Annotated in this window: 17 protein-coding genes; 1 reads left to right on the forward strand and 16 read right to left on the reverse strand. The window is 52.3% G+C overall.

All coding sequences use genetic code 11. The features are described 5' to 3' along the window. Positions 1-15 precede the first annotated feature (15 nt). From ACIGCM_RS20725 to ACIGCM_RS20755, 7 genes are all read right to left on the reverse strand, one after another. Positions 16-1,263 carry a phage late control D family protein gene (locus tag ACIGCM_RS20725; protein WP_397503945.1) on the reverse strand — a complete coding sequence of 416 codons (1,248 nt, stop codon included), beginning with the start codon at positions 1,261-1,263 and terminating at the stop codon, positions 16-18. Next, positions 1,260-1,691: a phage tail protein gene (locus ACIGCM_RS20730; protein ID WP_397503946.1), complete on the reverse strand. Its 432-nt coding sequence runs from the start codon at positions 1,689-1,691 to the stop codon at positions 1,260-1,262. The genes ACIGCM_RS20725 and ACIGCM_RS20730 overlap by 4 nt, the downstream gene beginning before the upstream one ends. Positions 1,692-1,707: 16 nt before the next feature. Next, on the reverse strand, positions 1,708-4,266 hold the full coding sequence (locus tag ACIGCM_RS20735; RefSeq protein ID WP_397503947.1) for a phage tail tape measure protein: 2,559 nt from the start codon (positions 4,264-4,266) through the stop codon (positions 1,708-1,710). Next, positions 4,244-4,459, reverse strand: a complete 216-nt coding sequence (locus tag ACIGCM_RS20740) for a GpE family phage tail protein (protein WP_397503948.1) — start codon at positions 4,457-4,459, stop codon at positions 4,244-4,246. The genes ACIGCM_RS20735 and ACIGCM_RS20740 overlap by 23 nt, the downstream gene beginning before the upstream one ends. Beyond that, positions 4,387-4,695, reverse strand: coding sequence for a phage tail assembly protein (locus ACIGCM_RS20745; protein ID WP_397503949.1), 309 nt, complete (start codon positions 4,693-4,695; stop codon positions 4,387-4,389). The genes ACIGCM_RS20740 and ACIGCM_RS20745 overlap by 73 nt, the downstream gene beginning before the upstream one ends. Positions 4,696-4,763: 68 nt before the next feature. Continuing rightward, positions 4,764-5,279: a phage major tail tube protein gene (locus ACIGCM_RS20750; RefSeq protein ID WP_397503950.1), complete on the reverse strand. Its 516-nt coding sequence runs from the start codon at positions 5,277-5,279 to the stop codon at positions 4,764-4,766. Between the two features lie 40 nt (positions 5,280-5,319). After that, positions 5,320-6,492 carry a phage tail sheath protein gene (locus ACIGCM_RS20755; RefSeq protein ID WP_397503951.1) on the reverse strand — a complete coding sequence of 391 codons (1,173 nt, stop codon included), beginning with the start codon at positions 6,490-6,492 and terminating at the stop codon, positions 5,320-5,322. Between the two features lie 256 nt (positions 6,493-6,748). Between ACIGCM_RS20755 and ACIGCM_RS20760 the strand changes: the two genes are divergently transcribed. After that, on the forward strand, positions 6,749-8,590 hold the full coding sequence (locus tag ACIGCM_RS20760) for an acyltransferase family protein (RefSeq protein WP_397503952.1): 1,842 nt from the start codon (positions 6,749-6,751) through the stop codon (positions 8,588-8,590). A gap of 234 nt (positions 8,591-8,824) precedes the next feature. Here ACIGCM_RS20760 and ACIGCM_RS20765 read toward each other — a convergent pair whose 3' ends face one another. From ACIGCM_RS20765 to ACIGCM_RS20805, 9 genes are all read right to left on the reverse strand, one after another. Next, positions 8,825-9,421 carry a hypothetical protein gene (locus ACIGCM_RS20765; protein WP_397503953.1) on the reverse strand — a complete coding sequence of 199 codons (597 nt, stop codon included), beginning with the start codon at positions 9,419-9,421 and terminating at the stop codon, positions 8,825-8,827. An 8-nt stretch (positions 9,422-9,429) separates the two neighbouring features. Continuing rightward, on the reverse strand, positions 9,430-10,383 hold the full coding sequence (locus ACIGCM_RS20770) for a phage tail protein (RefSeq protein WP_397503954.1): 954 nt from the start codon (positions 10,381-10,383) through the stop codon (positions 9,430-9,432). Next, positions 10,380-10,982, reverse strand: coding sequence for a phage tail protein I (locus tag ACIGCM_RS20775; RefSeq protein ID WP_397504066.1), 603 nt, complete (start codon positions 10,980-10,982; stop codon positions 10,380-10,382). Before ACIGCM_RS20775 ends, ACIGCM_RS20770 begins: the two co-directional genes overlap by 4 nt. A 17-nt stretch (positions 10,983-10,999) precedes the next feature. Next, complete coding sequence (locus ACIGCM_RS20780) at positions 11,000-11,917, reverse strand: baseplate J/gp47 family protein (protein WP_397503955.1); 918 nt, start codon at positions 11,915-11,917, stop codon at positions 11,000-11,002. Further along, the gene (locus ACIGCM_RS20785; protein ID WP_397503956.1) at positions 11,914-12,258 is read right to left on the reverse strand and encodes a GPW/gp25 family protein; all 345 of its coding nucleotides are present in this window, start codon (positions 12,256-12,258) and stop codon (positions 11,914-11,916) included. The genes ACIGCM_RS20780 and ACIGCM_RS20785 overlap by 4 nt, the downstream gene beginning before the upstream one ends. Beyond that, on the reverse strand, positions 12,255-12,845 hold the full coding sequence (locus tag ACIGCM_RS20790) for a phage baseplate assembly protein V (RefSeq protein WP_397503957.1): 591 nt from the start codon (positions 12,843-12,845) through the stop codon (positions 12,255-12,257). Before ACIGCM_RS20790 ends, ACIGCM_RS20785 begins: the two co-directional genes overlap by 4 nt. A 220-nt stretch (positions 12,846-13,065) precedes the next feature. After that, positions 13,066-13,629 (reverse strand): hypothetical protein, encoded by a 564-nt coding sequence (locus ACIGCM_RS20795; RefSeq protein WP_397503958.1) that lies wholly within the window; start codon positions 13,627-13,629, stop codon positions 13,066-13,068. 66 nt (positions 13,630-13,695) lie between these two features. Next, positions 13,696-14,007 carry a hypothetical protein gene (locus ACIGCM_RS20800; RefSeq protein ID WP_397503959.1) on the reverse strand — a complete coding sequence of 104 codons (312 nt, stop codon included), beginning with the start codon at positions 14,005-14,007 and terminating at the stop codon, positions 13,696-13,698. Positions 14,008-14,103: 96 nt separating this feature from the next. Further along, on the reverse strand, positions 14,104-14,745 hold the full coding sequence (locus ACIGCM_RS20805) for a hypothetical protein (RefSeq protein ID WP_397503960.1): 642 nt from the start codon (positions 14,743-14,745) through the stop codon (positions 14,104-14,106). Between the last annotated feature and the right edge of the window lie 155 nt (positions 14,746-14,900).

Raw genomic sequence — 14,900 nt, forward strand, 5'->3', positions numbered from 1 at the left:
GCGCGGGTGGGGCATTTATGCATTAGGGCTTTCCAGTCTGTTCCATGCCCGATCAACCGCATGCTGAGCACTGGCTTTGCTCGCATACAAGTGAGTTAGGCGTTTAGGCGATGTTTGATCGCCCGCCGTTAATTTCTTCTGCCCCCCATTTTTTGCCTCTCGATACCATGCCAGTACGCCTGTGTACGTCTGCTCTGCATCACTGACCAGGGCATCGTCGTTGGGTAGCTGTGATTCAAGCTCAAGGTTCGTGGTGTAGGCCTCCGACGTGAATGAGTGAGTGACGTTGCTGCCCAGCCAAATAATGGCGCTGATATGGCTTTTGATGCCGCTGAGGCTGTAGGTGAGTTCGGGGATTAGATCAGCTCGGCCTCGGGCCAATGTGTAACTGAGCGTGGCGCTGCCGCGCTGTAGGCGTTTCCACTCAGCCTTGGCTGCGCGTAAAGCGCTGTCGCGGTCGGTGTAAGTGTGGCGCAGGGTTTTGGCGTTTTCGTCGGTGCCAGCAATGGCTTCCAGGCGCTGGGCGCTGTTGGTTTCGTAGTAGTAGGCCTTGGCACCACTGTAGCTGTTGCGGTCTGCCGCCAGATAGCGGTGTTGGTCGCCGTCTTTGCGGGTGAGTGCTATATGCGGCAAGGCTAAGCCGCTGGCCGAGGCACTGGCGCCGGTGGGCAGGAACAATAAACGTCCTGCTTTGACGCTGGCGATGGCGCCGTTGTCATGTGCCAGGCGGGTGAGCAGGTTCAGGTCGCTCTCTGCCGTTTGGTCCAGGTGCGGTAAGCCGACCGCCGCCAACGCCACTTCGATTAATGGCTGAAGGGCGTATTCAACTGCAATGGCGCTGATGATTTGGCCGAGGGTTTGCTCGTGCCAACTGCGCTCGCGCTTACGTGCCAAGCCTTCGCGCATGTCTGCACTCCTGGCGCGGATGTTGAGCACGTCGGGTGCACCGCTGTGTTCGACTTCATCCACGGTGTAGGTGCCTTTGTCGATCAGCCCGGTATCGCTCCAGCCGAGCCATAGGCGTACCAAGGCACCGCGTGGCGGAATGGTAAGCAGGCCATCGTGGTCGCTTAGGCTGATGTCGAGCGTGTCGGCTTCTAAGCCTCGGTTGTCGGTAAGGCTGATGGTGTTCAGGCGTGCGCTTACCATGGTGGTGATGTCGCGGCCATCGACTATCAGGCGGCAAACTGGAGTTGGATAGCTGAGGTCTTGGCGCAGTTGGTCGGCTTGGCTGCGCAGTTCGCCAATGGCTTGATCGATCATCGCAGCAGGTCACTAACGTTACCCAGCACGCTGCCGAGTAGATCTATGCGGCCTTCATCCACACGGGCGAGTTTGAGTGAAAACTCAATACGCCTGGCGGCGCCATCGCTGAAGAACAGGGTTTTGGTTTCGCTCATGGATTCGATCACGTAAATGCCATATATGCGCCCGGTGCCTTCGATTAACGGCCACGCTTTGCCAGTGTCGGCCATGATGCGCAAGGCGTCGAGGCTGATGGTTTTACCCGCCAGCTCGGGCAGCAACACACCGGGGAGGGTGATTAGGTCATCACCTGGGCCGATAAATTGCCGAGCAGGGCGCGCACCGATACGTGATGTGCTGCTGTGGCGCCAGTCGGTTTGCCGCTGGAACTCTTGGTAGGCAAGGGTCTGCATGCCAAATACGAACATGCCGAGGGTCATCATCATTAGGGAGTACTCCGGGTTACTCGGTATCAAACAGGGCGCTGCGCACGCGCGCGGCCTTGTTGCGCTCACGTTCGTTGAGCAGTTTGTTGAGCAGTTGCTCGATGCCTGCGGTGTCTGTACCTAGCGTGGCCTCAATGGTGATACTTATCGTGTCGCCAGCAATGCTGATGGCAGGCTTGGTGTTGCCCGCTGCCAGCGGTGGGCGGCTGTCGAGCGCGACGGCGCTGCCTGCGCCCATGCCCAGGGTGAGTGCCCCAGCTTGCGCCAGTTGCTTGCCGAGGCTGCTAATGCTGGCGAGCGGGCCGCTTTGGCCGCGCTCGATACCCTGGCTGAGCCCGGCCATGGTGAAGCCGCCTAACTCAGCGAATACCCGCGAAGGGCTGTGAATGCCGAGCTTGTCTTTAAACCAGCCGATGGCTGACTCACCAACGCCGGTGATAGCGGTTTTAGCTTTGCCCAAGGCGCCAGTAATACCGCTGACCAGGCCGTCGATCAGCATGCCGCCAAAGTCGCTGAATTTTGCCGGTAGCTCAGCGCCGAAATAGTTCATAACGCCGGAGAAGGCGCGGTAAAACAAACCTACCGGGCTGAAATTAAGTATGGTTGTGGCCATGTCTCCCAGCCCACCGCTAAAGCCTTGCTTTAGCTCGGCCCAGAGGCCTTTGAAGTACGGGCCTACGGTGTCCCAGTTGCGGTAAATCAGGTAGGCACCACCCGCAATGGCGGTGATGGCAATGCCAATAGGGTTGAGCAGTAAGGCACGGCCAATCAACATGACGCCTTTGGCAACCAGGGGCAGAGCTATGCGACCAAGAGCTAACAGCGGAGACAACAGGCCAGCACTGCGGATGCCAAACAGCATGAGGCCATAACGCACCATGGCGAACGGGCCGAGTATGCTGGCCATGGCCAATGTAAGGCCTCCCATAACGGCCATTACCAAACCAAGGCCAACGGCTGTTTTGACAAGTCCACCAGCGAGCTTGGGGTTTTCTGCTACCCAGCTTTTAACCCCGCCAATGATACTGGTGACTGATTGAGACAACTGCCTGAACGGGCCGTCTTGTTGCTCTTGGATTTGAATGCCGAAGTCGTCCCATGCGCTGCCGAGCGCGGTGATGTCACCTTTTAGGTTGTCGCCCATGACTTTGGCAGTTTGCTGCGCTTCGCCCCGGGTTTCGCGTAGGGTGGCGATAAACTCTTGGAGTTTCCCGGTACCGGCTTGGTCAACCAATACTTGCAGACCGCTGAATGCTTCTGCCCCAGCAATAGCCTTGAAATATCCGGCCCTGTCGGCATTACCGAGGGCTTTGGTGCGCTCGTATAGTTCTGTAAGCACTGTAGGCATGTCGCGCAGGTTGCCTTGTGCATCTTTGGCACTGATGCCGAGTTTTTTTAATGCCTTTGCGGCCATTTTTGGAGGCTCTGCAAGTCGGCTAATAACTGCGCGTAACGCTGTACCACCCATACTGCCCTGAATGCCCGCATCGCCTAGTTTACCGGCCATGGCGGCTACGGTTTCTATGTCTTGGCCGACACCTGCAGCCACAGGCGCTACATATTTCATCGTCTCGCCAAGCATTTGCAGGTTGGTATTGGAGCGCGTGAAGGTCCCGACCAGAACGTCGCCTAGTCGAGAAGTTTCTTTGGCCTGCAGGTTAAAACCGGTGAGGATGTTTGAAGCGATATCGGCGGTTCCGGCAAGGTCGCTATCACCTGCCTTTGCCAAATCAAGCATGCCTGGCATTGCGTCTTTGATGGCCTGCGGCTTAAAGCCAGCCATGCCCAGAAATCCTTGGGCATTGGCTGCTTCAACTGCAGTGAACTGTGTGCTGCTACCGAGCTGGCGCGCTTGATCGCGTAGCGCTTGCAGTTCTGGAGACTCTTTATCAAGGCGGGTAAGGGCTTGCACCTTGCTCATGCTGGCGTCGAACTCTACCCCTGGTGCGAGCAGGCGGGCGCCGCTGTAAAGCATAGCGCTGCCGGTGGCCAGACCTGCCGCGCCACTACCAGCCATGCTTCCTGCCATTTGCTGAGTGCGACTGTATTGCTGGCGGGCGCGGGTCAGGCGTTCTTGCTGGCAGGTGAGCTGCTGCATGCGCCGGCGCTGCTGCTCAAGCTGGTTGTTGCTGCTGCGAATTTCTTCGCGCAAACGGCGCTCAGAGTTGCCCAGCTGCCGGGTATTAACGCCTGTTTCGCGCAGTGTTGCGCGTAGCTGTTGCAGCTTTCTGTTTTGCTCGGTTTCTTGCTGGCCAAGCTGTTTGAGGGCTTGGCGGGACTGCTCAAATTCTCTGCGCAATGCGCGTGACGGGTTGCTGGTTTGCGCCAGTTGACGGCCCAGCAGTTGGGTACGCTTGCGCGCGTCATTGAGTTGGGTGCGTGTAGAGGTGAGCCCCGCGCGTAGTTCGCGGAACTCACCTATTTGCTTTTGTGTGGCGTTGAGTGCCTTTAACCGTGTGTTGGTGTCGCGCATGGCTTGGCCGGTGCGCTGGGCTTGTTGACTGATACTGCGAAACGGCCCGCTGACGCGATTCAAGGCCTGCAGGGTGACTTTAAGGGTTAGATCGCGCGCCATGCATTAGCTCCCATCGTTCTCGGGCGCGCTCGCGCCATTCAATCAGTTCGGTTAATGGCATGTGGTTCATGTGCTCTGGCGCCCAGTGGAACACCAGAGCAATGTCTGCCATGGCGTCGTCTACGCCTGTGGGGAGTCCGCTTGCGCAGGCGTTCCCTTCACTTGCAAAAAAACAGCAATGGCATCCGCACATTCGGTGAGGTTGTAAACATCCATAGCTGCGACTTCTTGCTCGGTGATGCTCGGTTCGCTGATGCGCGGTACCACGCGAATAACGGCGTTGACATCGCCTTGTAACAGGTCACTCAGGCGCAGACCGCGCAGCTCACCAGAGCCGGGTTTACGTAGGGTGATAGAGGTGGTTTTTTTGGTGCCGCGTGCAATGGCGTTGACCAGTTCAATTGGGGCGCTGTATTCGGGCTTGCTCATGGGGTGGCTCCTTTGGGTATTACAGGCAATGGCGCCACGGTGGTGGCGCGTATGGGGTTAGCGGTGGGTTAGAGGCCGATGGCCTTGCGTTGCTCTGCGAGAAGATCTCCACCGTTGACCAGGAACACGAAGTTGAGCAGGTCGATTTCTACTTCGGTGTTGCCGTCTACTGTGAGTTTGTAATAGGCACAGGTGGTGGTGATTTTGTGCTCGGTGTCTTCACCGGGCTCGGCGTCGCCAAAGTCGATTTCTTCGTGACGGCCACGCACCACAATCTCTACGGCAGACACTTCGCCTGTGTCGTCACGCTGCACTGCACCTGCCCAGCGCAGTTGCACGCCGGTGGCGGAAATGGCGCCGTATTGGCGCATGGCGGTCAGATCCCAGCCGCCGAGCGTCCACTCAAGCTGGATGCCGTCATCGCTGTGGCCCATATCGGCTTTTACTGGGCCATCCATACCTGCGCCGCGCCATGCTTCCATCTTGCGGCCGAGCTTGGGCAGGGTGACGGTTTTGGCAACGCCCATGTAGCTGTTGGCGTCGTTGAACAGGTTCATGTTCTTTAATTTTTTGGGCAGGGCCATCGTGGCGCTCTCCTAAATAGTTGCCGGGTGCGGCCTATGGTTAACCGCCGATGCGGCTGGCGAAGTCGACCAGGTAACGGTCGGTGATGCGCTGGCGTAGCAGCAGGTTTTCAAGCGGCGGCACGGGGGTGTAGTCGTAATCGAGGTAGAGCTTGCCGTCCTTGAGGGTGGTGGCGTCGTTGACTGATTCGTCATACCAGCACTCACCATCAATGATGTAGCCCAGCGCTTTGAGCTCACGGAACTTGGCGTTGATGCCTTCCATGATGTCGCGCACCAAGCTGGGGTGCATGGGCTTATCAACCGCCCACAAATGCGCCTCAGCCATGGTGTCGGCCAGCACCTGTGCGGTGCGGGTGTAGTTCTCGAATGCGAACAGTGGGTCATCGCTGCAGGTGCGCGAGCCCCAGAAACGAAAGCCGCCCTCGCGGATGAGGGTGGTTACATCGTTTTCATTGAGCAGGCCTGCGTCGGTGGCTGGGTTTTGTAGATCCCAGAACACATCTTTGTTTATGCCGGTGACGCCGTTTACCGGGATGTTGGAGATGGTTTTATGCCAACCCACTTGCTCATCGAGCTTGGCGCGCAGGCCAAGTGCACGGGCAACAGCTGGGGCGGTGGCCGTGGCTTCGGTTACGGTGTCGAATGACAAGAAGTCAGGCCAGATGAGCATGAGCTCGCGTGCGCCAAAGTTCTCGCGGTAGGTGACGGCTTCTTCTTTGGTGGCGCACTCCCAGCAACTGGCATAGGCGAAAGCGCGCAGTTGTTGGGCAACGGCAACCAGTTCGGTGGTGACTTCCTGCGAATCAAGCCCTGGCACACCGAGAATGCGTGGAGTCACGCCCAGTTTGGTTTTAGCTGCGAGTAGGGCTTTAAGGCCGGTGTATTGGCCTTCGGCGGTGACGGTGCCGATGATGTTGGCGGTTGTGGCGGCATCGTCTGCGCCCGCTTCTACGCGCACAACAATGGTGAACGGACTGGCGTTGTCGGCAATCGAATCGAGGCTAGCGGCCAGTGTGCCTTCGGTACCGGCCTTGCCAATGGCGCTGAGTACGTCGGTCAGTAGTACAGCCGTGTTAAGCGGGAAGGCCACCGCGTCGGCGTCGGCAGCGGTGCACACCATACCAATCACAGCGGTTGAGATTGTACGAATAGGGCGCGTGCCCTCGTTGATTTCGATGACGCGAACGCCGTGGTGGTAATCGGTTGCCATGGGCGGCTGCTCCTGCGCGGCTTGTTGAGCGAATCTGTGGCTGAGTCGCGGCCCAGATTGCTGAGCCATTGAGCCTGCAGGGTGACGCGCGCGCGGGAGTTGGGCGAGTAGTTGGGGTTGTAGAACCGAACTGTACATGGAGCAAAGTGAAGGAAGGGTAACCAGGCTTCGACTAGCAGGCTAGGGAGTATTGCTGTAAAAAGCGGCAACGAATTAAGGCGTAAAGCCTTACGGAAATACACGTTTTGGAGTAGGCATGAAGCAGCAGTCGTTGCAGCGAAATGACATACAGGGGCTCAGAGCTATCGCTGTACTCGGTGTAATTTTTTTTCATGTAAATAAAGAGTGGTTGCCCGGTGGTTTCGTCGGTGTAGATATTTTTTTTGTGATCTCAGGGTTTCTAATTACTGGGATAGTTTTGCGTCAACTTCAAAGCAATAGTTTTTCGCTAAAAGCTTTCTACATATCAAGACTGAAACGAATTGTGCCTGCTTACATGGCATTGTTGATGGTAGTGACGCTTGCTGCTGCAGTGTTACTGATCCCTAGAGATTATGATAGCTACTGGGAAAGTCTCAAAGCTTCGATTTATTTTAATAGTAATAATTATTTTGCAAGTCAACATGACTATTTTGCTCCCGCGGCATATGAATTGCCCTTATTGCATTTATGGTCGCTAGCGGTTGAAATGCAGTATTATTTACTGCTTCCTTTGTTGTTGTTTTTTATTCCTGAGCGTTTCTTAAAAATATCGATCTTGTTGATTGTCAGTGGATTGACACTTTATAGTGCGTGGCAAATTTCTTCAGGGCTTCATCAAAAAGTATATTTTTCACTTTTGTCTAGAATTCCTGAGTTTTTGATTGGGGGTGTTTTTGCTGCTGGAGATATAGGTAGGCGGTGGAAGTCGTCGGCCTCGAATTTAGCCGGAGTAATAGGTATTACACTCGTTGCATCTAGCTTTTGGCTCATCACTGAAGGAAGTGATTTTCCGGGGCTGCTCGCCTTGCCTCCTTGTATCGGGGTCGCGCTCGTAATTGCTGCGCAAAACAGTTTAGTGAATCGGCTGTTATCCAATAGTGTCTTAGTGTGGATTGGGGCGCTGTCATACTCTCTCTATCTATGGCATTGGCCTGTGCTTGCGATGCTTCGCTATTTTGGTGAAAGTTATATTTTATCTTTTCCAATGTTATTGGCTTTTTCTTTTGCTACTATAGTCTTTGCGAGTATTTCTTATAAGTTAATCGAGGCTCCCTTCAGAAGTAAAAAATCGAAATCTTTTGCTTTAATTGTCCTTATGATTGTTTCTGCCTCTTTAATATTAATGTCGTTAATTCCACTTAATGCGAGACTTGTATCGCCAATGGATGTTGAGTTAACGCGTTACGCATCTGGTTATGAAATTTGCCATGGTAGGGTGGTAGGTGATTGTTCGAGAGGTGATAGGTCAGCAGATAAGACCATTGTAATTCTTGGCGATAGCCATGCTGCACAATTGAACTTATTTGCTGATGAGGTTGGAAAGCGATTAGGTGTCAAATTTAAAGTTATTACGGGTAGCAGTTGTGTGACCATTGAAGGTTTTGATATTGAAAAACTTCCTGAATGGGCAAGAGAACCATGCGAAAAACAAATAAAATACGCCGCATTGAATTTAGACAGCGCAGATGCTTATATTGTCGCTGGTAAATGGCAGTATCAGGTGCAAAGCTCTATTTTTTTAAAAGCTCTAAATAAATTTATTAGTAATGCTGATAATAAGGATAAGTCGGTTATTTTGTTAGCTCAGGTACCTATGCTCGATAAAAATGTGCAGAGAGCTTACCGGTTAAATGAATTAGGGTTCAGGTCTGATGTCAATGTTCGCTCGGACTGGAGAAGTTCTAATGATAAAATTTATGAATTATCAAAGCTACATAAAAATGCAATTTTTTTAGACTTGTCAAAACTTCCTCTATTTACTCGCCCACCATTTTATGAGGGTAAATTGATATATCAAGATGATCATCACTTGAATGAAATTGGCTCAAGATTATATGGTGTGCAGGCAGCAAGTGTCATCGCCGGATTGATTAGTCGCTCTATAAGGCATGATTAATTTCATTGGTGCGGGCTAAATTGTAGATTTTTAATTAGTTGGCGATCCATGTTGAGCCGTAGCTTATACTCTTGCCGTCATTGACGCTCTGTTTCTAAATGATGAATTTATACTTTCTGAGTCGGTTTTTCACCGTCAGTATTAATGGCTAGAAATACGGGCTATTTAATTTTAAGTATTTATCACTTAGTTCGCCCCGTATCTCAATGAAACCAGTGGTCGCTTTTGGTAGCGTCAGATTAGGTTAGTGCTCGCTCCTTCTAAACCTGCATTGAATATTGCAATTGCTTGCACTGCAATCTGCTGCGCAAGCCCTTGGTTACCTGCTGCCATGGCTGCCCGCACTTGTTCTTTGGCGCACAACCGAGTTTCGCGTATGCGGTACAGAGCCTCAGTATACGTCGCAGACTCAGCCAGAATGCTATCGGTGGCTTGCTGGGCAGTGCGGCCGTTGATTGCCCAAGCAGCAACAGTGCGCGGTACTGATTCATGTGGGTAGCCTGCGTCCTTAAATGCTTGGGCTTCTGCGGCAGCTCGCTCATACTCGGTAGCACGTGTAGGGTTACCGGTAACTGCAAGACGCGCAGCGTCGGCGGCATTGTCGAGTTGTATGCAAATTGATGTGATCGTTACAGGGTTGGCAACTATAAGAGTGGGTAAACCATCTTTTCCAGCCACCATTATTTCATTACTGGATCGATTGTTGACGACCTTTGCGAATAACTTTTCAGATATTTTTCGAGCATCCTCTGGCCAATTATCGCTGGATTTATACAACTCTTTAAGCTCGCTGCTATAGCAGCGGTTAGTTGACGCACTGTAGTAATTCATGCTTATGCCTATTTTCCAATTGACCAGAATCGACCACCAAGAGAGCTATTTGAACTACGTGAAACCAAAGAGCCTAGTGATTTTGGAGAGCCACCGATGTAGCCGACAATACCTGTGCCGGGCGTATATCCATGGGTTACAAATACATGCAAGTGTGTTGTTGTGTAACTGATTGGAAGTAATGTTTCAATATCACTGGCACTGTTAGTGATGCTTCCCCATTGAAATATAAAACTCCCCATCCAAGCTGGTAGTATTAAATAGCCATTTGCGCCAAAACTTAAAATAAAACCTAAACGCATTTTTTTTGGTGTAACAGCTACATCATCAAGAATACCAGCTTCAACTTCTGCAGCTGTCCCAACCCGTAAGACACCCCGCAGCAACTCTGTTGCATTTGCAGTCGCTGAACGAATTGCCTGAAACACGCGCAGCGGCGTCATCTTCTTGCTGTTGTCTGTGCCAGCCTCGGCCATAGGCTGAGTGGCAATAGCATCACCAGCATCGACATAGGCCCGCGTGGCCAGCACCACGCTAGGGTCGATCTTGAGCTGTACGGCTGCTGTACTGCTGACGATTAGCACCATACGCAGTACCTGCGTGCGGCCAGAGCCTTCTGCGAGTTCAGGCTTGTAGCTTGGCGGGCAGTTACTCACTGCGATCAAATCACCTGCAGCGTCATACAGGCCCATTTCACGCAACCAAAAACCGCCGGTGGTTTCTGGGATGACCAGTTCAGCAATGATTTGGCTGTCGTTTACCGGGTCAACGCTCAGTTGATTAAGGTCGGCGCGGTACTGTTCATTGATGAGTGCGGTTTGTAGTCGGTCTGGGTTGGGCAGATTGCCGTTTCCGTCACCGACAGCCATACGGCTGACTTGCAGCTGGGTGCCAAGGGCCACGGCGTTTGCCAGTTTGGCCTCACCGATTGCAGTTAGGATGGCGAAATAAGTTTGGCTCATGGATACACGCTCATAGTGTCGATTGAGTGCTCAGCACTACCGAACAACAGCGCAGCGCTGCTGACTTCGATAGGGCCAGGTGAGTAGGGGTAAACGGTAAGGGTTTCGCCGTCATTCATCGTGGCGCCGATGTAGGTGGTGCCAGTTGTTTCAAGGCTGATGGCGAGGCCGATCAGATGACGGGTGAGGGGTTTGGCGTCATCGATAAGGCGCACAAGCTCGGTGTACATTTCTTCGGTGATACCGGTTTCAAGTACGCCAACCACCAATTGAAAAGTGCCGGGGACCCCTAGCGGCTGGGTTTCCCACCATTCAAGCACCTCTATCAAATAACCAAGCGGCTCAACAACGCGCCGTAGTGCGCCGATTGTGCCTTTGTGAGCGTGGATGAAATACGCGCCCTGAATGGCTTTGCGCTTGGTTGCCGCTGACCAGTTGCTGTCCCAGCGATCAACCGAAAACGCCCAGGCTAGATACGGCAATAAATCCACCGGGCAGGTGGCAGGGTTCCACAGCTCTCGTAGTGGTACCGGTACCCGCTCTATGCTGGCCAATGCCTTAGCCGCAGCACGCTCAAGTGCGGTGCTGTTGGCGGACATTAACGATTGGTAGCAACTCACGCTTGCAGTTCCGCGAGGGTGACGGTGGTGGCTGTGCAGTAGGCGGCGCTGGTTTCATTTGGTGGGATGTCTACCCAGTCTGTTAGCTCGACATAGCGCACGCCTTCGACATGCAGAGCGGCGTCGAGCGCTGAACGGTAAACACCTTGGCCGAGGCGGCGACGTTGGTTTACGTAAGCAGTTAGCGCCTCTTGTGCGGCTTGCAGCACAAGCTCTGATTCGGGCGTCAGGTTGTCTACAAACAGTTGGGCGGTGACGGTGTAGGGCACGACTGTTGCGCCTTGCACGGTTACGCAGTCGCACACTGGGCGCACGTCTTCATCATTAAGCGCTGCGCTTACGGCATCGATCAGGCTTTGATCGGCGCTGCCGTCACCGATGGCCGACTGCACGGTGATGGTTGCATAGCAGGGTGCTGGGCTTATGGCTGATGCATCCGCAACACGCCCATCTGCGCTGCGGGCGTGGAAGATGTAGGCATTGCGTGGGCCAGCGGTGCTGAGCCCTTCCAGTGCCATTTGGGTGCGTTCACGCAGGCTGTCGTCGCCTTCCAGCACGGCGGCAATCGGTGGCGTCGCGTTTGGTTTGGCTGGGGTGATGACCAAGCGGCTGACGTTATAGCGGGCGGCGATTTGTTCCAGGTCATTGCCGGTGGCGAAAGCCAGCATCACTGCAAGTGCAGACTCATTAACCCTTTGACGCCAAGTTAGTTCACGATAGGCGTTCTCTTGCAGCAGCTTGACCAGAGGCTCTGATTCCAGGTCAAGGCGGGCAGCAATATCGTCCTGTTGATCTGCCGGGAATAGATTAATCAGCTCTGTTTTTCGCTGGGCGAAGATCACTTCAAAGTCGAGCGGTTCCACCACGTCCGGCGCGGGCAGCAGTGATAGGTCTATCGGGCTGAAACTGCTCATGCAATGGCTCCCATTACCAGCGGTACTTGCAGGCTTATGGCCTGGTTGGTGTCGATGCGGGTGCCTTCTAAATCAATAATGGCTTGACTGGCCTCAGTGCTTTGGCTGATTTGCACACGGCTAATGCTGAGCCGTGGCTCCCAACGCATGAGGCCCATGGCTATCGCGGCGTAGGCGCGCAGTTTGGTGGTGCCGTTGAATGGCTGGTCAATGAGCTCCATCAGTTGGCTGCCGTAATCTCGGCGCATCACGCGACTGCCGAGCGGCGTGGTGAGAATGTCGCTCACGCTCTGGCGCAGGTGATCGAGCTCACTTATTGCGCTGCCTGTTGTGCGGTTCATACCGGGCCATCCGATATAGCACTGCCGCGTGTTACTCCGGTGGTTCTGTGGCTGACCAGACTGATGCCGGCGGCAACTACATCAACAGTCACGGTAACTTTCCCCGTTACGGTTTGATTACCGGTTTGGGTGTAGTCACCTTCGTGGGTGATTGGCCCTTTGATGGATATGCCGCCGAGGCTTTCCAGCTCAGTTGTGCCCGTTGCCGGAAGGATGGCTCGCAGGTGGTGGGCTACGTGGTCGTATTCGATCAGCGCGCCGTCAGGGTAAATGGTGAGGTCTTTGGTTGGGCTGTTGCTGGGCGCAGGGTTTGCAGTCGAGTTGAGGCCGAGCAAGACAATGCCTTGCGCTGGGTCACCGCTGGGGCTGAATACCATGCATTGCTCATTAAGCGTTGGCGGGTTCCAGGTGCGCGTGGTACCTGCGCGCAAATTGAACCAGGGCAACCAGCCGGTAGTGATAGCGCCAGTAGTTACCCTGCAGAGTGGCATTTTTTGCTGTGCAGGGTCGCCATGGTCGACCTCGGCAATGGTGCCAAGGCGGATCATGTTATCGAGGCGGCGGGTTATTTCTGCGAGAAGGTTCATGCGGCAATGTTCGCGGGGTTACCCGCGCGATGCACTTTGGGGGTGTTGTAGCGGGGTGGTTTACAATGAAGTAGTCAGTTTTAAGGAGAGTTACTAGCCACACCTTGATGCTTGCACTTTAAAGCGCGGGTCGCGATTGAGGCTAATATTTGGTAAAGAGGCGGGCTTTAATCTGTCCAAGTGAGTGAGCGATTTTAACATGTCGTTAGGTGACGAAAACTCAACTTTCTGTTCCCCACTGCTCGGTAGGTAGCCAAGCTACTATTTCTGGTTCAATGCGATGTCTTTCTTCAACACACCAGTGATGCGTTTTTTCTAGAAGCCCGAGAACAAGCCCTGTGTACTCTCGAGTGAAAGGTGCCAGCGCATCAATTTTACTTGGTATCACAAACGTGTTTGGTAGGTCTGACGCAACAAATGGAGTTAGGGCAATTTCTTTTGCATCTGAGTGGGCCAAATACTTGTTTCGGCACCATCTTATATATTTATGAGCCTCGAGTTCTTGCTTTGTGAATACGACCTCCATTTCGTTTTTTAGCGGAGGTATTTCACCTACATTTGATTTTCCATAGGAATTGAATGGGCGTGAGTACGATACGACCATTGAACAGTAAAGTGCTCTCAATATTGTATCGTCACCTCCATTTCTCTCAAGATTTTGATGTTGGTCTAAAGAGTAAAGGGCGCATCGATGTGCATGTTTGAAGTCACTATAAGACATTACGAGGCGATAGAAGTAAGCAAGTTTTCTCTTTTCATCTTCTGACATTCGAGTCACGCTCATGCTCGCCACCTAAGATCCAGGTTAAGGGGCGAGCTTTAGGCCGCCCAGTGATCATTTTAATAGCTGCTAGTTACATACAGCATTTGCAAGTTTTATTTCTTTTTTCGCGGAAATAGCAATCTGGATTTCTTGGGTTCTTGCTGCATCAGCTTCTTGGTAGGAAGCGAACGGTCCAGACGCATCGTTACCGACAAAGTCTGCTTTGAAAATATTTCCTTCACTAATTGGGGTTTTGCAGGTCAATATTTTTGAGTATTTGTAAATGACTTTTCCTTGTGAGTTATCTGCTCGCTCAGATGCATAGTACCAATAGCTTGACTCTGCATGACATAGTGGGGAAATAAGTAATAAAGTGGCCGCTAAGATTTTACATGACATAAGCAGTTATTCCTTTTGTATCTAACGGTTGGTTAAGAGTTTGTTAAAGGGGTGGCCAGAGATGCGTGGGCGAAGCAAACTACTTGAGAATAGTTGTTAGGCGTTTTCAGCCAAAATATTACGCACACCTGAAGAACTATATCCGGATTCTTTTACAGGCGAGCCAAGTAGGTACTTTTTACCAAGGGAACAAGACGTTCTTATTTGTAAGTTGTCATTAGACAGTACTGCAAAGCTAGCAGTTGGATCATTTGTTGCCACGGTTATTACTGAATCTTCAGTTGGTGGCTGAGTAAGCCAGAATCTACTCCCGCAAGCGAATGATAAAACTGTTTCGGATATTGTTGGATTTATGCAAGTGTAACTGTCTAGGGTGTCGACCATATCTAACTTGGTCGATTCAAGATTAGTCGTGAAGGGGTTTGGTAGGTAATTGAGTAATGGGTTCTTTGAGTTTATTTGCGTAGCAATTAAACAGCCGTTTCTTGTGCGAAACAGAATAGCTGGGAGTTCGTGGATGTGAAAAACGGTGCCTTGAGTCCTTCTTTTTTCAGCATAATTTTTAGCCAATTCTAGCGTTGGATGCATACATCCTTCTGAATATCGAGTTATCCATGTTGAGTGCCATGCATTTCTTCCGGAGAATACATAATAAAGTAATGTGGACGATTTTGACTCTATAGTAGACCCTGCTAGCTTGGGAAAGATACTTTCTTTAAAGGATAAGAGTTGTGTCATTTCCAAGAACCTAACAGTGATTAGATGTGGTTTTCGTGATGCCACGATAGTAAATAATTCTGCATGGTCCCGTAAAGCTCGTTGGCTGGAAAATATAAAAATACTTACTAATAAATAACTTTATACCTACCAAGCACTCTGCTAACGATATTCGC

Source organism: Pseudomonas sp. NPDC078700, from assembly GCF_044542375.1.
Classification (GTDB): Bacteria; Pseudomonadota; Gammaproteobacteria; order Pseudomonadales; family Pseudomonadaceae; genus Aquipseudomonas.